The organism is Streptomyces sp. NPDC057486, from assembly GCF_042802415.1.
Classification (GTDB): domain Bacteria; phylum Actinomycetota; class Actinomycetes; order Streptomycetales; family Streptomycetaceae; genus Streptomyces; species Streptomyces yanii.
The window spans coordinates 156,885-176,816 of sequence record NZ_JBHVEE010000002.1; the positions used below are offsets into that span (position 1 = coordinate 156,885).

At 71.4% G+C, this 19,932-nt stretch carries 18 protein-coding genes and 1 other RNA gene; 12 read left to right on the forward strand and 7 right to left on the reverse strand.

Annotated features, from left to right (window positions below):
- Nucleotides 1-2 precede the first annotated feature (2 nt).
- The 3 genes from ACFU6I_RS02300 to ACFU6I_RS02310 are packed head-to-tail and all read right to left on the reverse strand — an operon-like array spanning nt 3 to nt 2,883.
- Entirely contained in the window at nt 3-1,205 is a 1,203-nt protein-coding gene (locus tag ACFU6I_RS02300; protein ID WP_384360458.1) for a sensor histidine kinase, read from the reverse strand.
- A gap of 11 nt (nt 1,206-1,216) precedes the next feature.
- Complete coding sequence (locus tag ACFU6I_RS02305; RefSeq protein ID WP_384360460.1) at nt 1,217-1,948, reverse strand: ABC transporter permease; 732 nt, start codon at nt 1,946-1,948, stop codon at nt 1,217-1,219.
- Complete coding sequence (locus tag ACFU6I_RS02310) at nt 1,948-2,883, reverse strand: ABC transporter ATP-binding protein (protein WP_384360462.1); 936 nt, start codon at nt 2,881-2,883, stop codon at nt 1,948-1,950. The genes ACFU6I_RS02305 and ACFU6I_RS02310 overlap by 1 nt, the downstream gene beginning before the upstream one ends.
- 306 nt (nt 2,884-3,189) lie before the next feature.
- Between ACFU6I_RS02310 and ACFU6I_RS02315 the strand changes: the two genes are divergently transcribed.
- From ACFU6I_RS02315 to ACFU6I_RS02325, 3 genes are read left to right on the forward strand one after another with little or no spacing between them, the layout of a single operon-like run.
- Nucleotides 3,190-4,044 carry a MaoC/PaaZ C-terminal domain-containing protein gene (locus tag ACFU6I_RS02315; protein WP_384360464.1) on the forward strand — a complete coding sequence of 285 codons (855 nt, stop codon included), beginning with the start codon at nt 3,190-3,192 and terminating at the stop codon, nt 4,042-4,044.
- A gap of 30 nt (nt 4,045-4,074) precedes the next feature.
- Nucleotides 4,075-5,151 carry a Zn-dependent alcohol dehydrogenase gene (locus tag ACFU6I_RS02320; protein WP_384360466.1) on the forward strand — a complete coding sequence of 359 codons (1,077 nt, stop codon included), beginning with the start codon at nt 4,075-4,077 and terminating at the stop codon, nt 5,149-5,151.
- A gap of 33 nt (nt 5,152-5,184) precedes the next feature.
- On the forward strand, nt 5,185-6,132 hold the full coding sequence (locus tag ACFU6I_RS02325) for a 3-oxoacyl-ACP reductase (protein WP_384360468.1): 948 nt from the start codon (nt 5,185-5,187) through the stop codon (nt 6,130-6,132).
- Nucleotides 6,133-6,534: 402 nt separating this feature from the next.
- On the opposite strand, the gene ACFU6I_RS02330 is transcribed toward ACFU6I_RS02325, so the two are convergent.
- Nucleotides 6,535-7,842: a hypothetical protein gene (locus tag ACFU6I_RS02330; RefSeq protein WP_384360470.1), complete on the reverse strand. Its 1,308-nt coding sequence runs from the start codon at nt 7,840-7,842 to the stop codon at nt 6,535-6,537.
- A 205-nt stretch (nt 7,843-8,047) separates the two neighbouring features.
- Here ACFU6I_RS02330 and ACFU6I_RS02335 point away from each other — a divergent pair, with 205 nt between their 5' ends.
- From ACFU6I_RS02335 to ACFU6I_RS02350, 4 genes are all read left to right on the forward strand, one after another.
- The gene (locus ACFU6I_RS02335; RefSeq protein ID WP_384360472.1) at nt 8,048-9,091 is read left to right on the forward strand and encodes an ABC transporter substrate-binding protein; all 1,044 of its coding nucleotides are present in this window, start codon (nt 8,048-8,050) and stop codon (nt 9,089-9,091) included.
- A gap of 109 nt (nt 9,092-9,200) precedes the next feature.
- The gene (locus ACFU6I_RS02340; RefSeq protein ID WP_384360474.1) at nt 9,201-10,046 is read left to right on the forward strand and encodes a Nif3-like dinuclear metal center hexameric protein; all 846 of its coding nucleotides are present in this window, start codon (nt 9,201-9,203) and stop codon (nt 10,044-10,046) included.
- The gene (locus tag ACFU6I_RS02345) at nt 10,043-10,786 is read left to right on the forward strand and encodes a zinc ribbon domain-containing protein (protein WP_384360596.1); all 744 of its coding nucleotides are present in this window, start codon (nt 10,043-10,045) and stop codon (nt 10,784-10,786) included. Before ACFU6I_RS02340 ends, ACFU6I_RS02345 begins: the two co-directional genes overlap by 4 nt.
- A complete protein-coding gene (locus ACFU6I_RS02350; protein ID WP_384360476.1) occupies nt 10,786-12,012 on the forward strand; it encodes a bifunctional RNase H/acid phosphatase in 1,227 nt (408 codons plus the stop codon). The genes ACFU6I_RS02345 and ACFU6I_RS02350 overlap by 1 nt, the downstream gene beginning before the upstream one ends.
- 316 nt (nt 12,013-12,328) lie before the next feature.
- Here the strand turns inward: ACFU6I_RS02350 and eda are convergent, their stop codons facing one another.
- Together eda and yaaA are read right to left on the reverse strand one after the other, a co-directional pair.
- The gene (eda, locus tag ACFU6I_RS02355; protein ID WP_384360478.1) at nt 12,329-12,952 is read right to left on the reverse strand and encodes a bifunctional 4-hydroxy-2-oxoglutarate aldolase/2-dehydro-3-deoxy-phosphogluconate aldolase; all 624 of its coding nucleotides are present in this window, start codon (nt 12,950-12,952) and stop codon (nt 12,329-12,331) included.
- 73 nt (nt 12,953-13,025) lie between these two features.
- Entirely contained in the window at nt 13,026-13,826 is an 801-nt protein-coding gene (gene yaaA / locus ACFU6I_RS02360; protein ID WP_384360480.1) for a peroxide stress protein YaaA, read from the reverse strand.
- A gap of 251 nt (nt 13,827-14,077) precedes the next feature.
- On the opposite strand from yaaA, the gene ACFU6I_RS02365 reads away from it, so the two are divergent.
- The 5 genes from ACFU6I_RS02365 (at nt 14,078) to ACFU6I_RS02385 (ending at nt 18,398) form a co-directional block, all read left to right on the forward strand.
- Nucleotides 14,078-15,499 (forward strand): RNB domain-containing ribonuclease, encoded by a 1,422-nt coding sequence (locus ACFU6I_RS02365; protein ID WP_384360598.1) that lies wholly within the window; start codon nt 14,078-14,080, stop codon nt 15,497-15,499.
- 206 nt (nt 15,500-15,705) lie between these two features.
- Entirely contained in the window at nt 15,706-16,248 is a 543-nt protein-coding gene (locus tag ACFU6I_RS02370; RefSeq protein WP_384034259.1) for a TetR/AcrR family transcriptional regulator, read from the forward strand.
- An 18-nt stretch (nt 16,249-16,266) separates the two neighbouring features.
- Nucleotides 16,267-16,668: RNase P RNA component class A (rnpB, locus tag ACFU6I_RS02375), an RNA gene on the forward strand.
- Nucleotides 16,669-17,218: 550 nt separating this feature from the next.
- Entirely contained in the window at nt 17,219-17,713 is a 495-nt protein-coding gene (locus ACFU6I_RS02380; protein WP_384360482.1) for a hypothetical protein, read from the forward strand.
- Nucleotides 17,694-18,398: a vitamin K epoxide reductase family protein gene (locus ACFU6I_RS02385; protein WP_384360484.1), complete on the forward strand. Its 705-nt coding sequence runs from the start codon at nt 17,694-17,696 to the stop codon at nt 18,396-18,398. Before ACFU6I_RS02380 ends, ACFU6I_RS02385 begins: the two co-directional genes overlap by 20 nt.
- Here ACFU6I_RS02385 and ACFU6I_RS02390 read toward each other — a convergent pair.
- Nucleotides 18,349-19,665: a globin domain-containing protein gene (locus ACFU6I_RS02390; protein ID WP_384360486.1), complete on the reverse strand. Its 1,317-nt coding sequence runs from the start codon at nt 19,663-19,665 to the stop codon at nt 18,349-18,351. The two genes, ACFU6I_RS02385 and ACFU6I_RS02390, sit on opposite strands and share 50 nt — an antisense overlap.
- Between the last annotated feature and the right edge of the window lie 267 nt (nt 19,666-19,932).

Consider the following 19,932-nt stretch of genomic DNA (forward strand, 5'->3'; position numbering starts at 1 on the left):
GTTCACCGGCCCAGCGTAGGGGGTGAGGAGGGACTTCCCGCGGCGTCCACGGTGTCCACCGGCAGCTCCGCGCCGACCACGAAGCCACCGCCCGGCCCGGGGCCCGCGGTGAGCGAGCCTCCCGCCGCGGCGAGACGTTCGGTGAGGCCCTTCAGGCCGGTGCCGCCGATGCCGGGTGCGGGCGGCGGGCCCGCCGGTCCGCGGCCGTCGTCGGTGACGGTCAGCCGGACGTGCTCGGCCGCGCCGGCCACGACGAACGAGCAGGTGGTCGCGTTGCTGTGGCGTACGACGTTGGTCACCGTCTCCCGCACCACCCAGCCCAGCAGCGCCTCCGCCTGCGGGCTGAGCGGCGGTCCCGAGCGGTGGACCACCGCTTCGATCCCGGCGGCGGTCAACGCGGACCTGGCCCGGTCGAGTTCGGTGGCCAGGCTCCCCTCGCGGTAACCCGTGACGGCCTCCCGGATCTCGGTGAGGGCCTGACGGCCGACGGACTCGATGTCGGCCACCTGGGCCAGTGCCGCGTCCATGTCGCGCGGCGCGAGCCGACGCGCGGCCTCCGACTTCACGACGATCACGGAGAGCGTGTGCCCCAGCAGATCGTGCAGATCGCGGGAGAACCGCAGCCGCTCCTTCTCCACGGCGGTCGTGGCCAGTTCCTGCCGGGTGGCCCGCAGCTCCGTCACGGTCTCCGACAGAGTCAGGATCGCGGCCGTCACCGCACCCGAGATGAAGGTGCCGTATCCGATGGTCCAGGGGTCCGAGTTGTTGCCCCCTCGCCAGATGGCGACACACGTGGCGACGGCCGCGAGGCCCAACATGCCGAACATCAGCTGCCGGTTGCGCAGGATGGTGCCGCAGGCCAGCGAGAGCAGGGGGAAGAACAGCAGCCAGCTGCCGCCGTACCCGATCGCCAGCCCCAACGTGACCAGGGCCATCACGGCGAGCAGCACGTACGACACCGGGCTCTCGCGTTTCCTCTTCTCGAACCCCCGGAACACCACAGAGGGGTAGAGGGAGTTGAAGACGAGGAGACCGAGACCGCCGATCCAGGGGTTGGAAGTCTCGCCCTGGAAGAGGTTGGAGAAGGCGCCGAGACCCAACAGCAGCCAGGGCAGCAGGGCGTACGGCCCGGGCGGCCCGAGGCGCCCATTCTCCCGGTGCTGCCTGCGTCGTTCCTTCCACGATCCTGATCCGTTCCGGGACATGCTCGCTCCTGTCACACGGTTCTCGCGGACCGACGGTACGAGGTGACGGCGTACGTACCGAACAGCAGGAGCCACCCGGCGAGCACGGCGATCGTTCCGGCGGAGGGCGCGTGGCCGCCCGTGGTCGCCCAGCCCAGGTCGGCGAACCGGTGGGCGGGCGTGTACGTGCCGACGGAGCGCAGCCACGACGGGTACTCGGAGAGCGGGAACCACAGTCCGCCGACGATCGCGAACCCCATCAGGCAGGCCACGTTGACCACGCCGGTGGCCTGCGGGGTGAGCCGGTAGCCGTTGCCGATGCCGAGCATGGTGAAGGGCAGCGCACCGATCCACAGCAGCAGGGGCAGCGCGATCCACTGCCAGACCTCCAGTCGCACGCCGTTGACCAGCGCCCCGGCGAGCAGCACCGTCAGGATGGTCGGCAGCACGGTCACCGAACCGCTGATCGCACGGCCCACGACCACTCGGGACGGGTCGAGCGGGGTGATCCGCAACTGCTGGAGCCAGCCCAGGGACTTGTCGGACGCGACGCCCGTACCGATCGACATGGCGGCGCCCAGCGCCCCGTACGCGGCCATACCGACCATCGAGAAGGCCTTCCACCCGCTCGCGTCGTTCCCGTCCCCGCCCCCGCCGAGGTTGGTGAAGAGCAGGTACATCAGGACCGGCATCCCGATCCCGAAGATCATGAAGACGCCGTCGCGCAGGGTGCGCCGGATCTCGAGCACGATGTAGGGGAGCATCACACGGTCTCGCTCTCGGAGTCGGTGGCGGGGGAGGTCAGTGAGAGGAACGCGTCCTCGAGCGTGGCCGGGGAGACCCGGAGATTGCGGACCCGGCCGAGGCGGGCCAGCTCGATCACCGTGGCGTCCGAGTCGTCCGTACGCAGCAGGGCGCGGTCGCCGCGGATCTCGACGGCGTTGACGCCGGGCAGCAGCTCCAGCCCCTGGGTCGGTCCGCCCGCCAGGTCGAAGGAGACGTGGTTGCCGCCGACGGACTCCTTGATGAGGTCGCCGCTGCCGTCCGCGACGATGCGGCCGTGGTCGATGACGACGATCCGGTCGGCGTTCTCGTCGGCCTCCTCCAGGTAGTGCGTGGAGAAGAGGACCGTGTTGCCGCGCCGGGCGTAGGCACGCATGGAGCCCCAGAACGCCCGCCGGGCCTCGACGTCCAGGGCGGCGGTCGGCTCGTCCAGGACGACCAGCTCCGGGTTGCCGGCCAGTGCGACGGCGAACCGGACGCGCTGGATCTGCCCGCCGGAGAGCTTGTCGATGCGCCGGTCGGCGTACGCGGAGACGCCCGCCAGGGCCAGCGATTCGGGGACCGGCATGGGGCTGGGGTAGGTGGAGGCGACGAACGCGATCAGTTCGCGGACGGTGACCCGGGGGATCGGCCGCCCGTCCTGCAGCATGGCGCCGACCCGGCCGGCCCGTACCGCCTGCTCGGGGGCGGAGCCGAGCAGTTGCACACCTCCGGAGTCCGGCTCGTTCAGACCGAGGAGCAGACTGATGGCGGTGGACTTGCCCGCGCCGTTGCGGCCGAGCAGTGCGACGGTCTCGCCGCGCTCCACGGTCAGATCGATCCCGTCGACGGCCCGTACGGTCCGCTCCGCCCGGCCGAAGACCTTGACTGTCCCGGTGAAGACCACCGCGGGCCCGTTCCCCGTTGTCTTTTCCATGACACTGACGGTACGGAGCCGGGCCCGCGCCACGGCAGAGGCGCTTGTACGGACTCCGCGATGACAAATGTCATGGCCCGGGTGCGCCTGAACTGCCCCCGACGGGCACCTGATCGCCTGCCCGGCAAGGTATCTGACGGGACGTCAGCAGTCTTCACAACTGCTGGGAGCTGCGTTATACATAGGGCCAACCGGCTAGAACGCGTTCTAGAACGAGCGTGACGGCCGGTCCCGCACGACCTCGGTGCGGCCGACGGTGCGGACGGCCGCGCCGAGGTCTTCCCACCATCAAGGAGCAGCTCCCCCATGCCCATTGATGCCGTAAAGGCGATGGCCGCCGACCCCCGGACCACAGAGATCGGTTGGGACCACAAGGACATCCAGCTCTACCACCTCGGACTCGGCGCGGGCATCCCCGCCACCGACCCCGACGAGCTGCGCTACACCCTGGAGTCCCGGCTCCATGTCCTGCCCAGCTTCGCCACCGTCGCAGGCGCCGGCATGGGCGTCGTCGGCGGACTGTCCTCGCCCGGGATCGACGTCGACCTCGCCGCCGTGCTCCACGGCGGACAGACCGTTCGGGTGCACCGGCCGATCCCGGTGAAGGGCAGGGCCGTGCAGACGTCGAAGGTCGCCGCCGTGTACGACAAGGGCAAGGCGGCCGTTCTCGTCCTGCGCACCGAGGCCGCCGACGACGACGGCCCGCTGTGGACCAACGACGCCCAGATCTTCGTCCGCGGCGAGGGCGGCTTCGGCGGCGAGCGCGGCCCGTCCGAGCGGCTCGCGCTCCCCGACCGGGCACCCGACCGGGTGGTCGAGCGGGCCATCCGGAAGGACCAGGCACTGCTCTACCGGCTCTCCGGGGACTGGAACCCGCTGCACGCCGACCCCGAGTTCGCCGAGCTGGCCGGCTTCGACCGGCCGATCCTGCACGGTCTGTGCACCTACGGCATGACGCTCAAGGCCGTGGCCGACACGCTGCTCGACGGTGACGTGGCCCGGATCGGCGCATACAGCACCCGTTTCGCCGGAGTGGTCTTCCCGGGCGAGACCCTCCGCATCCGGATGTGGGCGGGGGACGGGCGCATCCAGGTGGCCGTGACCGCCGCCGAGCGGGACGACGCACCGGTCCTGGCCGACACGCTCGTCGAACACTCCTGAATCACGCAACGACCCGAGGGGAGCCGCACCATGCGCGCAGCCGTACTGCACGAGATAGGTCAGGACAAACTGGAAGTCCTCGACGACGTCGAGGCGGTGGGCTTCGGTCCGGGCAAGGTCAGGCTCCGCATCCGGGCCACCGGGCTGTGCCACTCCGACGTCTCGGCGATGAGCGGCGTGCTGCCGCAGCCCGCCCCCTTCGTCCCGGGCCACGAGGGCGCAGGTGAGGTCCTCGACACCGGCGACGGCGTGACCGGACTGAGTGCGGGGGACCGGGTGCTGGTCTGCTGGCTGCCCGCCTGCGGGGTGTGTCCCGCCTGCAGGCGCGGCCAGACACAGCTCTGCCTGGCCGGGTTCATGAACGCGGGCACACCCAACTTCAAGCGCCCCGGCGGCGATGTGTTCGGCTTCGCCGGGACCGGCACCTTCACCGAGGAGGTCGTCGTCGACGCGGGCTGCGCGGTGCCGATCCCCGACGACGTGCCGTTCGAGATCGCTGCGCTGATCGGCTGCGGAGTGACCACCGGACTCGGTGCCGCGATCAACACCGCACAGGTGCAGGCAGGTTCATCGGTCGCCGTGATCGGCTGCGGTGGCGTCGGTATCTCCACCATCCAGGGGGCCAGGGTCCAGGGCGCCGCCCAGATCGTCGCCGTCGACCCGGTCGCGTCCCGGCGCGAGGCGGCACTCCGGTTCGGCGCGACGGAGGCGGTCTCGCCCGACGAGCTCGCGGATGCCAAGCAGCGGATCACCGGCGGCGAGGGCTTCGACTACGTCTTCGAGGTCGTCGGCAAGTCGGCGACGGCCCGCACGGCGTACGAGAGCACCCGGCGCGGCGGCACGCTCTGCATCGTCGGCGCGGGCGCGATGGACGACAACTTCCAGGTCAACATGTTCGAGCTGTTCTTCGACGAGAAGCGGATCCTGCCCTCGATGTACGGGGGAGGGGACGTGCTCCGCTCCTACGAACGGGCCATCGCGCTCTGGCGGGCGGGCCGGATCGACCTCGAATCGATGATCACCCACCGGGTGCAGCTGGCCGAGATCAACGACGCCCTCGGCCAGATGAGGACCGGCGAGGCGCTCCGTACCTGCATCGAACTCTGACCCCGTCGCTTCCGAGAGGACTCCGAGATTCCGATGTCACAACCCCTTCCCCTGGACGGGCTGTCCGCGATCGTCACGGGCGCGGGCCGCGGCCTCGGGCGCGCCGAAGCACTGGAACTGGCGAGACTCGGCGCGGCCGTCGTCGTCAACGACTACGGGCAGCCGGGCCGCGACGGCTCCGGTGAGGCATCGGCGACCCCCGCCGAGGAGGTCGCCGAGGAGATCCGCGCGGCGGGCGGCAGGGCCGTCGCCCACCTCGGCGACGTCTCCGACCACGAGCAGGCCCGGGCCCTGGTGGAACTGGCCGTCAGCACGTACGGCACGCTCGACATCCTGGTCAACAACGCGGGCATCCTGCGCGACCGGATGGTCTTCTCGATGACCGAGGACGAGTGGGACTCCGTCATCCGGGTGCATCTCAAGGGCCACTTCAACACCACACGCTTCGCCGCGGCCCACTGGCGCGCCCGTTCCAAGGAGTCCGGCGGCCCGGTCTACGGCCGGATCGTCAACACCTCGTCGGAAGCGTTCCTGGCGGGCTCGGCGGGCCAGCCGAACTATGCGGCGGCCAAGGGCGGCATCGTCGGCCTCACCACCTCGACGGCCCTGGCCCTGGCGAAGTACGGCGTCACCGCCAACGCCATCTGCCCGCGGGCCCGCACCCGGATGACGGAGGACGTCTTCGCGGGATTCGAGGAGCCGACGGACGGCCGGATCGACGCGCTGGCCCCCGAACACGTCTCCCCGCTGGTCGGCTATCTGGCCTCGCCGGCGGCCGCCGAGGTCAACGGCCAGCTGCTGGTGGTGCACGGCGGGATGGTCGCGATCGTCGAACGCCCCCGGGTGGCCGCGAAGTTCGACTCGTCGAAGGAGACGTTCTCCTTCGACGAGCTGGACGAACTGATCTCCCCGTACTACGCGGAGCGTCCGCCGAACGAGACGTTCGCGGCGGCGGAGGTACTGGGGCTGAAGCGGGGCTGATTCCCGGAGGGCAGCGCACAGAGAAGGGCCTCCGCAGCCGAACAGCGCTGCGGAGGCCCTTCCCTCACTCGCCCCCTCGTTGATTTCCGTTGCGGTCAGGCCGCTCTGCTGCCCCCATCGGCGGGGCGCCGATGGCGACCGTGCGGCTGCCCGTCCGTGCTCTCCATCGACACACCCCCTCGGTGCTTTCCGGAGCCGTCGGCGTCGGCCCGTGCGGCGTCCGCCCCCGGCGGGCGCGTCTGGGTCGTGTCGGTTCGGGCTTCAGACATGTGGGAAGTCACCCCGTTGTGATCGCTTGCGTGTGTGTCACCGGGACCATCGCGCCACCACCACCCGACACGGCCACCGTCGGCAACCGCACCCATCGGCTCGTAGGGGTGCCCCCTGGCCCCGGCCCAGAATTTAACCAGGTGCCGTGCGCCCCACGAGAGGCGCCTGGCCCAATGGAACCGGCTTGCACACGGGAAGAGGCGCGGCAGCCGCGGACGGTTGCATACCGCTTTCCGTGACCGCCGTCCACGCGGGCCCGGCGCCGCGTTCCCCGTCCTCCGGCGCCTGCAGCAGGGCCACCCCGCACGGCACGTCCCGGCCGACGTACGGGAGCTTGAGGAAGCCGTCCCGGGTCCACAACCCGGACCCGGACAACCATCCTTCCGGGGCGGCGAGTTGGTGCAGCCTGCGCCCCGCCGGACGCCACACCCCGACCCAGCTGCCGGCCGCGCCGTCGATCCGCAGCGCCACCGCACAGCTCTCCGGCATCAGGGTCTGCCCCGGCTGTACGGCGAACGGCGTCACCGTGAGATCCGCCGGATGCAGACACTCCGGGAAGCGCACCGGCAGACAGCTGCCGAGCACCCCCCAGCCGAGCCGGTCGTGGCCCGGCGCATCGGAACGGATCAGCAGCAGTCCGCTGTCCGCATCGGCGAGCAGCAGACGGTCGTTGCTGTCCGGCGTGATCTGCAGCAGCGGCGTCACCCCGCCGCTCCGGTCCAGATCCACGGCGACGGCCTTCACCGGACCGCCGCCCACAGGCTCCCGGTCCAGGGCCAGCATCCGCCCCGCCCGGTCCAGCCACACCCCGCCGGAGCACCGTCCCGGCACCTCGGCGACCTGCTCCGGCCCGTACGCCCCGCCCGCCACCAACCAGACGGCGGTGGAGCGTTCACCGACCGACAGCGCGTACGCACTCGCACCGTCCGGCGACGGCGGCAACAGGGTCAGAGGGGTGTCGTCGGCGCACTCAAGGGCGCCGAGGGGCAGTTCGCCGGTGCCGGGGCCGGTCGGGTAGAGCAAGGAGAAGGCGTGCCGGTCCGCCACCCGCCGCCGGATCAACACCCGGCCGTCGGCGAGCGGCAGCACGTCGGAGTCCGGCTCCTCGGGCTGGTCGAGGGGGAGCGGCACGGCGTACGGCTCGTGCCCGTCGAGCGTCCAGCGCTCGGGGAACCAGGCGGCGTCCTGCGCCTGCCCGGCGAGCGCGAGCCGCGCCGCGTACGAGCCGTCGGCGGCGATGGTGAACGCGCCGGCCCCGACGACGGCGGCAGCACCGCCGGGCCCGTCGGGGACACTCGGCCCACCGAACTCGCCCTGCCCGACCGGCTCGATGAGCCCGTCCGGCTCGTCCGAGCCCCCGGGTTCTTCCGCTTCTCCGGACGCGGGATCCACCGGCACGGCGGCCCCGGCCGACCCACCCTCGATGGCACAGGCAGTCATGGACTCATCACCTCCGGCATCCGAAGCTAGTTTTCGCACTTCCTGCCGAACAACACGAGAACCGCCACTTCACACATATGGGTGGTGATGCCCGTATTCGCCTGAGAGTGAGGGGGTGGTTGTGCTGCCGTTGAAGGGTGTAGCTAAGGTTAGGCATCCCTAAGCATTCCCTGTGAGTCCCTCAACTGGAGCAAGTGACCACGTGATGTCCATACGACGCCGCAGCACCGCAGCGGTCGGCCTGGCAGTGGCCGCCGCCCTCACCCTCTCCGCCTGCAGCAGCGACGACGGCGGAAAGTCGGGCGACTCGGCCAAGTCCGCCGGCGGCGACAAGAAGGCGGCCGTGGCCACGGGCGGCAAGGACTTCGGCGACGCGGCGAAGAAGACGGCCGGGTACGGGACGGACGCCCCGGCGGGCCAGTTCCCCCGGACCCTCACCCACGCCATGGGCAAGACCGAGCTCAAGTCCGCCCCGAAGCGGGTCGTCGTGCTGGACGTCGGCGAGTTCGACAACGTCGTCTCGCTGGGTGTGAAGCCCGTCGGCTACGCCCCCTCCGAGGGCGACGAGGCCATTCCCTCGTACCTGAAGAAGGACGCGGGCAACCCGAAGAACGTCGGCACGATCAACAACCTCAACCTCGAGGCGATCGCGGGCCTGAAGCCGGACCTGATCCTCGGCAGCCAGCTGCGCGCCGCCGACAAGTACGACCAGCTCTCCAAGATCGCGCCGACCGTGTTCTCCATCCGTCCGGGCTTCACCTGGAAGGAGAACTACCTCCTCAACGCCGCGGCGCTGGACAAGACCGCCAAGGCGAAGAGCCAGCTCGACGCGTACGAGAAGAAGGCCACGAAGCTGGGCGAGGACATCGGCCCCGACAAGCCGACCATCTCCATGGTCCGCTACCTGCCGGACCGCATCCGCCTCTACGCGAAGGCCTCGTTCATCGGCACGATCCTTGAGGACGCAGGTCTGCCGCGGCCCAAGAACCAGCAGATCGACGACCTCGCCGCCGAGATCAGCCCCGAGAAGATCGACGAGGCGGACGCCGACTGGATCTTCACCGGCGTCTACGGCGACCCGAAGGCGACCAAGCGCGACACCGCGCAGTCCAACCCGCTGTGGAAGAACCTGAAGGCGGTCAAGGAGGGCCGGGCGAAGGACGTCCCGGACGAGACCTGGTACCTCGGCCTCGGCGTCACCGCGGCGAACCTGGTCCTCGACGACCTCCGCGCCGATCTGGTCAAGTAACCGACCGACCGGAACTGCGCGTAACGATGCGTGACCGGCTGTTGCCCGGCCCTCACGGGTCGCCTCAGCCATGGGCAACGGGGCACGGACGGAAGGTAGCCTTTCCTCCGTGCCCCGTCTGTCTGAAGTTCTCACCGCGCTCGACGCCCTCTGGCCCCCCGAGCGGGCCGAAGGATGGGACGCGGTCGGAACGGTCTGCGGAGACGTGGACAACCCGGCCGCCGAAGTCGACCGCGTGCTCTTCGCCGTCGACCCGGTCCAGGAGGTCGCCGACGAGGCGGTCAGGCTCGGAGCCCAGCTGATCGTCACCCACCACCCCCTCTATCTGCGGGGTACGACGACGGTCGCGGCCGACACCTTCAAGGGCCGGGTCGTGCACACCCTCATCAAGCACGACATCGCCCTGCACGTCGCGCACACCAATGCCGACACCGCCGACCCGGGCGTCTCCGACGCCCTCGCCGGCGCCCTCGACCTGCGGGTCACCGGCCCCCTCGTGCCCGACGCGTCCGACTCCAAGGGCCATCGCGGGCTCGGCCGGATCTGCGAACTCGGCCACCCCGAGACCCTCCGCGACTTCGCGGCCCGCGCCGCCGCCCGGCTGCCCGCCACCGCGCAGGGCATCCGCATGGCCGGCGACCCGGACGCGCTCGTGCGTACCGTCGCGGTCAGCGGCGGCTCCGGCGACGGCCTCTTCGACGCCGTGCGCGCCGCGGGCGTCGACGCCTTCCTCACCGCCGATCTGCGCCACCACCCGGCCTCCGAGGCCGTTCAGCAGTCTCCGATCGGCCTGATCGATGCCGCGCACTGGGCCACCGAGTGGCCCTGGTGCGAGCAGGCCGCGGCGCAGCTCGACGCGATTTCCGACCGCCACGGATGGGGCCTGCGGGTCCATGTCTCGAAGCAGGTCACCGACCCCTGGACCACCCACCACTCTTCTGGAGCCCCCAACTGAACGCCGCGCCCGCCGACCAGATCCGACTTCTCGACGTCCAGGCCCTCGACGTACGGCTGTCGCAGCTTGCCCACAAGCGCAAGTCGCTGCCCGAGCACACCGAGATCGACTCGCTCACCGCCGACCTCGCACAACTGCGTGACCTGCTCGTCGCCTCGCAGACCGAGGAGAGCGACACCGCCCGCGAGCAGACGAAGGCGGAGCAGGACGTCGACCTGGTGCGCCAGCGCGCCGTCCGCGACCAGCAGCGCCTCGACTCCGGCGCCGTCACCTCGCCGAAGGACCTGGAGAGCCTGCAGCGCGAGATCACCTCGCTCGCCAAGCGCCAGGGCGACCTGGAGGACGTCGTCCTCGAGGTCATGGAGCGCCGCGAGTCCGCACAGGAGCGCGTCACCGAACTGACCGCACGGGTCTCCGCCGTCCAGGCCAAGGTCGACGACGCCACTACCCGCCGGGACACCGCGACGAATGAGCTCGACGAGGAGGCCGCGACCGTCACGAAGGAGCGCGAGCTCGTCGCCGGCTCCGTGCCGGCCGACCTCCTCAAGCTGTACGACAAGCTCCGCGCCCAGTCGGGCGGGGTCGGCGCCGCCCGGCTCTACCAGCGCCGTTGCGAGGGCTGCCGGCTGGAGCTGAACATCACCGAGGTCAACGACGTCAAGGCGGCTTCCCCGGACACGGTGCTGCGGTGCGAGAACTGCCACCGCATCCTGGTCCGTACGGCGGAATCGGGCCTGTAATGACGGAGCCGCGCCAGTTCGTCATCGAGGCCGACGGCGGCTCCCGGGGCAACCCGGGGCCCGCCGGGTACGGCGCGGTCGTGATCGACCCGGTCACGGGGGAGACGCTCGCCGAGGCCGCCGAGTACATCGGCATCGCGACGAACAACGTGGCCGAGTACAGGGGCCTCATCGCGGGCCTGAAGGCCGCGAAGGCGCTGGTGCCGGACGCATCGGCGGGCGATGCGCTGCGGGTGCGCGTCCGGATGGACTCCAAGCTGGTCGTGGAACAGATGTCCGGCCGCTGGAAGATCAAGCACCCCGACATGAAGCCGCTCGCGGCGGAGGCGGCCCGGATCCTTCCGGCGTCCGCCGTCACGTACGAGTGGATCCCGCGCGAGAAGAACAAGCACGCGGACCGGCTCGCCAACGAGGCGATGGACGCGGGCAAGCGAGGCAAGCAGTGGGAGCCGTCGGCCTCGACGGCCGCACTCGACCTGCCTCCGGTCTCCGGTCCGCCCGGGGACGCGGCGGCAGGCGCCGCGAAGGCGCGGGCGGCGATATCCACCCGCCGCGAACCCGCGCCCACCCCGCAGGTCGGCTGGGGCGCGGCACCCGACATGGGTGCGCCCGCGACGTTCGTCCTGCTCCGCCACGGCGAGACAGCCCTCACCCCCGAGAAACGGTTCTCCGGAAGTGGCGGCACCGACCCCGAACTCTCCGCGGCCGGCCGCCACCAGGCGGAGCGCGTGGCCGAGTCCCTCGCGGCCCGCGGCACCATCCAGGAGATCGTCAGTTCGCCCCTGCGTCGCTGCCGCGAAACGGCGGCGACGGTGGCCGCGCGCCTGGGCCTGACCGTCGAGATCGAGGACGGCCTGCGCGAGACGGACTTCGGTGCCTGGGAGGGCCTGACGTTCGCCGAGGTCCGTGAACGGTACGGCCCCGACCTGGACGCCTGGCTCGCCTCCACGAGGACGCCCCCCACGGGCGGCGGCGAGAGCTTCGCCGAGGTGGCCCGCCGGGTCTCGTCCACCCGTGACCGCCTGACCACCCGCTACGCGGGCCGCACGGTGCTCCTGGTCACGCACGTGACCCCGATCAAGACCCTGGTCCGCCTGGCCCTGGGCGCCCCACCGGAGTCCCTGTTCCGCATGGAACTCTCGGCGGCGTCGCTGTCGGCGGTGGCGTACTACGCGGACGGCAACGCGTCACTGCGACTGCTGAACGACACGTCGCACCTGCGGTAGGGAGCGGAGCTCCCCGGGGGGCAAGGCGCTCCCGGGCTTCCGTTCCCGGCGGGGGTATTCCCGAGCCGAAGAGAAGCGGGCGCCCCGCCGGTTCCCGGGCGGCGCGAAGCTGCCGCTGCCGCTTCCTGCCGGGGGCACACGAGTTCCGCGCGAAACGGTGCGGGGCCGGTGTCCCCCGAGGGGTGCGGCACCGTGACGCGGTGCGGAGTTGCCGTCCGCCGAGGGGCACGGGCCGCCGTCCGCGGCGCGAAGCTGCCGCTCTTCCGGAGGAACCGGGGGTACTTCGTACGCCCCGGCCCCGGGCCGGGAAGGGGAATCAGCCGCGCAGCGCCGCCGCCTCGCCCGCCAGGCGCTCCACCCGCGCCCAGTCCTTGGCCGCCACCGCATCCCCTGGCACCATCCAACTGCCGCCCACGCAGCCGACGTTCGGCAGTGCCAGGTACGAGGGGGCCGAGGCGAGCGAGATGCCGCCCGTCGGGCAGAACCGGGCCTGGGGGAGCGGTGCGGACAGGGCCTTGAGGTAGGCCGTGCCACCCGCCGCCTCCGCCGGGAAGAACTTCATCTCGGTGACCCCGCGCTCCAGCAGCGCCACCACCTCGGACGTCGTCGAGACGCCGGGCAGGAAGGGCACCCCCGACCCCTTCATCGCGTCCAGCAGCACATCCGTCCAGCCCGGGCTGACCAGGAACCGGGCCCCGGCCGCCACCGTGTCGGCGACGTTCTGCGCGGAGATCACGGTGCCCGCGCCCACCACCGCATCCGGTACCTCCGCGGCGATCGCCTTGATCGCGTCCAGTGCCGCCGCCGTCCGCAGCGTCACCTCGATGGCGGGGAGCCCGCCCGCGACCAGGGCCCGGGCGAGCGGTACCGCGTCGGCGGCGTCCTCCAGGACGACTACGGGGACTACGGGGGCAAGGTCCAGCACAGAGGAGGAGGTCATGGCCTCATCTTGCCGCGCTCACCGCACAGTACGCAATGAGCGTTGCGCATGTTGCAATGCTGCTTGTCGGGCGTCAGTGGATCTCCGTCACGACGACATCGAGCGTCCACGGCCGCCCCGCCCGCCCCGGAGCCTCCGCCTCCACCACGTACCCCAGCTCCCGCAACGCGTCCACCAGCTCCGCGGGCCCCTTCGGCCGGTCCCCCGACTGCAGCAGGTCGCGGACCATCCGCCCCTTCGTCGCCTTGTTGAAGTGGCTGACCACCGACCGCTTCTCCACCCCGTCCACCATCTGGGAGTGCAGCACCCGCACGCTCGCCGTGCGCTCCGCCACCGCACCCTTCGGCTTCCACGCCGCCGTGTACGCGGACGACCGCAGATCCAGTACGAGCCCGTCCCCGGCCGCCTCCGGCATCACCTCGGCCATCGGCGCCCGCCAGTACGCGCCCAAGGTGCCGAGCCCCGGCAGCTTCACCCCCATCGAGCAGCGGTACGACGGAATCCGGTCGCCCACCCGCACCGCGCCCCACAGCCCGGAGAAGACCAGCAGCGACTTCCCGGCCCGCCGCCGGGCCGCCGTGTCCAGGGACGCCAGGTCCAGCGCGTCGTACAGCACCCCGGTGTAGATCTCCCCGGCGGGCCGCGTTCCCGCCGTCCGCAGCTCGACGTTCTTCGCGATCTCGCCGCGCAGCCCCTCGCTGAGACCGAGCACCTCGCGGGCCTTCTCCTCGTCCGCCACACAGAGCTCGACCAGCTCGTCGAGGACCGCGGCACGAGCCTCGGCAAGGCCCGGCAGCGACAGCGACTCCGGCTTCAGGGGTGCTCCGCGCCCCGAGGCGGCCTTTCCTTCGGAGGGCGGCAACAGCACGAGCACGGCGGTTCTCCTTCGTACGCACAGGGAAGCGGCCCCCACGACTGCCCAAGGCCTGCCTGCCAGCGTAAAGGGACGCCGGGACCGCCCGGCCCGGCACCCGGTCCGCAGGACCACTCGCCCCCGGTCGGCAAGGCCACCGGCCCCCGGACCGCAGGACCAACCGGTCCCCGGACCGCAGGGCCGCCCGCACCCGGGATGCCGGTCGCCCCGCCCCGCCATACGCTCGGTCCATGCCCCGCCGCCATCTCCACATGACCGGCGCAGCCGAAACCCCGCTGCGGGCGGCCCTGCGCGAACTGCGCACCACGCTCGGACTGCCCGTCGATTTCCCTCGCGAGGTCCTTGCGGAGGCGGCGCAGGTGGCGAAGTCCCTCGTCCTGGCAGGACACCAGGACGCGACGGACCTCCCCCTCTTCACCATCGACCCGCCCACCTCCACCGACCTCGACCAGGCGATGCACCTCGAACGCCGCCCGCACGGCTTCCGGGTGCACTACGCCATCGCCGACGTCGCCGCCTTCGTCCGCCCCGGCGGCGCACTCGACACCGAGGCCCATCGCCGGGTGAGGACCCTCTACTTCCCCGACGGCAAGGTGCCGCTGCACCCCACAGCGCTCTCCGAAGGCGCAGCCAGCCTCCTCCCCGGGCAGATTCGCCCCGCCCTGCTCTGGCGGATCGACCTCGACGCGGAGGGCCGCACGGTCGCCACCGACGTGCGCAGGGCCCTGGTCCGCAGCCGCGCCAAGCTGGACTACGCGGGCGTCGAGCGGCAGATCGACGCGGGCACCGCCGAGGAACCCCTCGCCCTGCTGAAGGACATCGGCCGGCTCCGCGAGGAGCAGGAGGTCGCCCGCGGCGGTATTTCGCTCGATGTGCCCGAGCAGGAGATCGTGCAGCGTGACGGCGCATACGGCCTGGAGTACCGCGCGCCGCTGCCCGCCGAGGTATGGAACGCCCAGATCTCCCTCCTCACCGGCATGGCCGCAGCCCGTCTGATGGCCGAGGCAGGCACCGGCATCCTGCGTACGCTCCCGGTCGCGCCGGACGGCGCCGTCGCCCGGTTGCGCCGCTCGGCCGAGGCCCTGCACGTCGACTGGCCGCACCACGTCCCGTACGCCCAGGTCGTCCGGTCGCTCGACCCGAGGAGGGCGAGCAATGCCGCGTTCCTGCAGGAGTGCACCACCCTGCTGCGCGGCGCCGGCTACACGGTCTTCGGTCACGGCGAACTCCCCACCCCCGCCGTCCACGCCGCGGTTGCCGACCTCTACACGCACTGCACCGCGCCCCTGCGCCGCCTCGTCGACCGGTACGCGGCCGAACTGTGCGTCGCGGCGGTCGCGGACCAGGAGCCGCCCGAGTGGGTGACGGCCGCGCTCCCCGGCCTCCCGAAGGAAATGGCCGAAGGAACCCGCCGCGCCAACACGGTGGAACACGAGTGCGTCGACCTGGTCGAGGCGGCACTCCTCAGCGACCAGGTGGGCGAAGTCTTCGACGCGTACGTGGTCGACGTGCAGGACCAGGAACCCACCATCGGCACGGTCCACATCGAGCACCCCGCCATCGTGGCCCGCATCGACGGCGGCACGACGAGGCTCCCCCTGGGCGAACGGCTCCAGGTCCGCCTCACCCAGGCGGACCCGGGGGCGGCGAAGGTGCTGTTCGCGCCCGCATGAGAGCGGCGGCGGCGCATGGCGGCCGGCCTCGTGTCCCGGTGCGGGCGACCTGACCGCCATCTCGTACGATCACGCCTTCGGCCACGGGCTCCGAGGGCACCACGGACTCCGGCGCACCCCGGCGGGCTCCGTACGAAGGAAGGCTTTCCAGCGTGACTGAACGTGTCACCGACCCGGGCCATGCGACCGGCCATGCGGCGGGCCATGTGACGGAACGGGCCCGGCAGATCATCGCCGCCGCCCGCACCCTCCTGGAGACGGAAGGCCCGGAAGCCCTCACCATGCGGCGGCTCGCCGACAGCATCGGGATCACGGCACCGTCCCTCTACAAACACTTTCCGGACAAGGCCTCCGTCCTGACGGCCCTGGCCGGCGAGGTGCTGCGGGAGACGGCCGAGACGCTGGAAGCGGCCGAGTCCGCGGCCCCCGGTTCGTTCCCGGCCCTCGCCACCGCGTACCGCGCCTACGCCCTGGCCCACCCGCACCTCTACCTCCTCACCACCGCGCGCCCCATGGACCCCACGGCGCTCCCTCCCGGCCTGCAGGAACGCGCCGCGGCTCCTCTCTTCCGCGCGGTCGACGGCGACCAGGAGCGGGCTCGGGCGGCCTGGGCGTTCGCCCACGGAATGGTGGTCCTGGAACTCAACGGGCGGTTTCCCCCGGGCGCCGATCTGTCGGCCGCCTGGTCCGCAGGCATCGCGGCGTTCGCCCGGTCAGCTCCGTCCGAGGCGTCCCGCGCGTCCGGGTAGCATGGTCGACACGGCAGACGAGCCGGGCGGACGGCCGCGTGGGGATTTTCGGATCCTCCCGAGGAACGTCCGGGCTCCACAGGGCAGGGTGGTGGCTAACGGCCACCCGGGGTGACCCGCGGGACAGTGCCACAGAAAACAAACCGCCGGGGACTTCGGTCCTCGGTAAGGGTGAAACGGTGGTGTAAGAGACCACCAGCGCCTGAGGTGACTCAGGCGGCTAGGTAAACCCCACCCGGAGCAAGGTCAAGAGGGGCCGTCGCAAGATGACCCTGCGCGAACGTTCGAGGGCTGCCCGCCCGAGTTCGCGGGTAGACCGCACGAGACCGGCAGCAATGCCGGTCCTAGATGGATGGCCGTCTCCCCGGCCGCCGCGAGGCGACCGGGTGACAGAACCCGGCGTACAGCCCGACTCGTCTGCCGCCACCTTCGGTTTTTCCTTCGAAAGGGCCTCCGACCCGCGTCGGAGGCCCTTTCCGGGCTTTCAGCAGTTTGCCGCTTCGGGCCGCAAGGAGTCCCTCCGAAGCCCCTCGGACCTGCCGCGTCGGCTCACGTCGGGGTCCGGGGCCGCGACGTCCCGCCGAGCAGGCTCAGCGACTGAGTGCCCGTCAACTCGACCGTGCGGTGTGGTCCGGTGGCCGCCGGGCCGTGCGCCGGGGGCAGATGCCGACGGCGTGGGAGTGGTCGTGGGAACGGACGGCTGGGGCGACTGATGACCTGCGTGGGTCACAGGGCGGCCGCGTCTCCTGATCTGCTCGCCTGCCGCACGAGTACATCGCGTGCTGCCATCCCCATGCCAGGGCCGAACAGCCCAGGGCCGAACGGCCCTAGCGGCGTCGGACCCCCGATGGGTTGACTGCGGTGGACCGCAGGCTGCGGGCCGGCCCAACGGCGGCTCCGCGGCCGGGCCGCGGCTTGTGGAGCGTTCGGTCGGAGCGGGCGGTGCGGATGTGTACAGGAGGAGAACGCGTTGATCGCGGTCGTCGGACACAGAGATCTCAACAACAGAACTCTGGCACTGGTGGAGGCTGAACTGAGAGCGCGGCTGGACTCCCTGGCAGAGGGCGTGGCCGCTCTCGTACGGGTCGGGGCGGGGCTGCCGCTGGTGTTCGGGCGCGCCGCCCGGGAGGCCGGACGGAAGCTGACGGTACTGCTGCCGGCCCAGGGCGCGGTGCCCGCAGTGCTGCCCGAGGGGGACCGGCGCGCCGCAGGGGAACTGCTGATCCTGGCCGAGAACGTACGGTTGCTGGCCTTTGATCCGGCCGACCGCAACGCGTGTGTCAGCGCCGACGAACGTCTGGTGGAGACGTGCCGGACCGTGCTCGCCGTGTGGGACGGTTCGCCGTCGGACGGCCGGGACGCCACCGCACATCTGGTTGCCTTCGCCCGGGCGCGTGGAATCAGGGTGGAGGTCGTCTGGCCGGACGGCTCCGTGCGGGGCGGGCATGAGCACGTCGGCGCGTGAGTCGGAGCGGGTGGCGGGAGCCCCCGGGGCCGACGACCGGGAGGTCCGCTCCTCGCAGGACAGGGCGGACGACGGTGCTTCGGGGACGAGCGGCGGACAGGAGCGGACCGCGGCGCGCCAGGGATTCGCATGGCTGTTGGTGATCACCGCCGCGCTCGGGCTGCTGGGCTCCTTCGTGATCACCATCGACAAGTTCGAACTGCTCGCCGATCCCGGCTTCGTACCCGCCTGCTCGCTGAGCCCCGTGCTGTCCTGCACGGATGTGATGCGCAGCGAACAGGCGTCGGTGTTCGGCTTCCCCAATCCGCTCATCGGACTGATCGCCTTCGGGGTGGTGATGGGGACCGGCGCGGGCCTGCTCGCCGGTGCGCGCTACCGGCGGTGGTACTGGCTGGGGCTGAACCTGGGCACCTTGTTCGGTGTCGGCTTCTGCATGTGGCTGATGACGCAGGCGCTGTACGACATCGGCGCGCTCTGCCTGTGGTGCGTACTCGTGTGGGTGGCCACCATCTTCATGTTCTGGCACACGACCGTGCACAACCTGCGCCATGGCGTCCTGCCCGCCCCACGCGCTCTCGTCGCGGTGGTGCTGGAGTTCCCGCTTGTGGTCCCGGTTACCTGGTGCCTGGTCATCGTCATGCTGATAGCAACGCGGTTCTGGTCGTACTGGCAGACGTTTCTGTGACCCGTACGATGCCGGCGCTGTCGTGATGGGTGTGCACGGCCGGGAATCCGGCGGCGGCCAGCCGGGCGGCGACGGCCCGCACGGAGCCTGTCGTGGATGCCTCGGGTTCCAGGGCCAGATAGACGTGCTGTCGGGCGGCGGCCCCGGGACGCTGCGCCAGCATTCCCTCCAGGACCCCCGGACCGGGACCTGCGGAGAGACCGGCCCGACCGGCTGTGAGGACGGTCAGCCAGGGGCGTCCGCGCCGGAACGCCTCCAGATACGCCGCGTCGTACATGCCCTCACCCGCCCCCGCATCCAGCAGCAGCCGCACCCGGTGGGCACGGGACCGTTCGGAGTCGATCTGCTGGAGCAGCGCCTTCATCGCGGCCCATCCGGTCCCGGAGGCGATCAACAGAACGTCGGCGGAGGGGGTGTGATCGGGCAGGACAAGCGCGCCGCGCGGCGCGCTGAGGCGGACGGTGCCGCCTTCCCGCGTGCCGTGCACCAGCGCATCGCTCACCCCGTCGGCGCCCCGGGCCCGTACATGGAATTCCAACTCGCCGTCCGGATGCGGCGCGCGGGCAAGGTAGTAAGGACGCCATGCCTGCTCCTGCAGCGGCGACTCCAAGGACGCGTACTGCCCGGCCCTGAAGGAGTAGGGCTGATGGGGGCGCACCCTCAGCACCGCGAGATCCGGAGTACGGAACTCGTGCGAGGTCACTGTCGCCTCCCAGCTCGGCGGTTCGGCGATCGCCTCGTCCGCGCCCCTGACCATCGCCGAAACGGCCAGCCGCAGCATCCGCAGCCAGGCGTCCTCCAGCGCACCGGTCCACCGGGCGCCCGCACGCACGCGCAGCGCCTCGACCAGTGCCGCCTCGAACGCCTCGAAGTGCGCGGGGCGCACACCGAGTTTGCGATGGTCGCGACCCAACTGCGCGAAGGTGCCGATCGTCTCGTCCGTACGGTGCAGATTGCCGATCAGATAGCGGAAGATCCCGACGAGATGGGCCTGCTGGAACGCCATCGACTCGGGGAACAACGACCGCAGATACGGATGCCGCTCGAACATGACCCGGTACAGCTCGGCGATCAGCTCCTCCAGCGGGCTCACCAGCGGCAGGAATTCACTGATCAGCTGCTGGTCGGCCGTTCCGTCGTACGCCTGCGGTGCCTCGGCGCGCCACGGTTCGGCATCAACTCCGGCCGGGGACAGGAGGCGTCGTCGCAACCGCATCGCGTCGTGCCGCGCGAGCAGTGCGTGGTAGTCCTCGCTCGGGGTGTTCATGGACCGCTGACTCCTTGGGACAAGCACGCTGGGAGGGCCGGGACGAGGGCCCCCGTGGCGCCCGGACGATCTCGGCGGCGTCAGTACGGCACCGCGTCCTGTCTGCTGACCGGCCCCTGCCACAGGGTCTTTCGGCCCTGTTCAGAGCCCTTTTCGGCATGCTGCGAAGCCTCGGCGGAAGGACCTGCGGACGGACACACGTACTGGTTGTCACCCGTCCCTCACGACGACCACGGGGTCGTCCGCCGCGACGCACGGGATCTGCTG

Bases quoted from the DNA above. Each gene is read 5' to 3' on its own strand.
- ACFU6I_RS02350 (WP_384360476.1), top strand. From the start codon at position 10,786: ATGACGGAGCCGCGCCAGTTCGTCATCGAGGCCGACGGCGGCTCCCGG.
- ACFU6I_RS02330 (WP_384360470.1), bottom strand. From the start codon at position 7,842: ATGACTGCCTGTGCCATCGAGGGTGGGTCGGCCGGGGCCGCCGTGCCG.
- ACFU6I_RS02305 (WP_384360460.1), bottom strand. From the start codon at position 1,948: ATGCTCCCCTACATCGTGCTCGAGATCCGGCGCACCCTGCGCGACGGC.
- ACFU6I_RS02315 (WP_384360464.1), top strand. From the start codon at position 3,190: ATGCCCATTGATGCCGTAAAGGCGATGGCCGCCGACCCCCGGACCACA.
- ACFU6I_RS02310 (WP_384360462.1), bottom strand. From the start codon at position 2,883: ATGGAAAAGACAACGGGGAACGGGCCCGCGGTGGTCTTCACCGGGACA.
- ACFU6I_RS02335 (WP_384360472.1), top strand. From the start codon at position 8,048: ATGTCCATACGACGCCGCAGCACCGCAGCGGTCGGCCTGGCAGTGGCC.
- ACFU6I_RS02320 (WP_384360466.1), top strand. From the start codon at position 4,075: ATGCGCGCAGCCGTACTGCACGAGATAGGTCAGGACAAACTGGAAGTC.
- ACFU6I_RS02390 (WP_384360486.1), bottom strand. From the start codon at position 19,665: ATGAACACCCCGAGCGAGGACTACCACGCACTGCTCGCGCGGCACGAC.
- ACFU6I_RS02385 (WP_384360484.1), top strand. From the start codon at position 17,694: ATGAGCACGTCGGCGCGTGAGTCGGAGCGGGTGGCGGGAGCCCCCGGG.
- ACFU6I_RS02300 (WP_384360458.1), bottom strand. From the start codon at position 1,205: ATGTCCCGGAACGGATCAGGATCGTGGAAGGAACGACGCAGGCAGCAC.
- ACFU6I_RS02365 (WP_384360598.1), top strand. From the start codon at position 14,078: ATGACCGGCGCAGCCGAAACCCCGCTGCGGGCGGCCCTGCGCGAACTG.
- eda (WP_384360478.1), bottom strand. From the start codon at position 12,952: ATGACCTCCTCCTCTGTGCTGGACCTTGCCCCCGTAGTCCCCGTAGTC.
- ACFU6I_RS02325 (WP_384360468.1), top strand. From the start codon at position 5,185: ATGTCACAACCCCTTCCCCTGGACGGGCTGTCCGCGATCGTCACGGGC.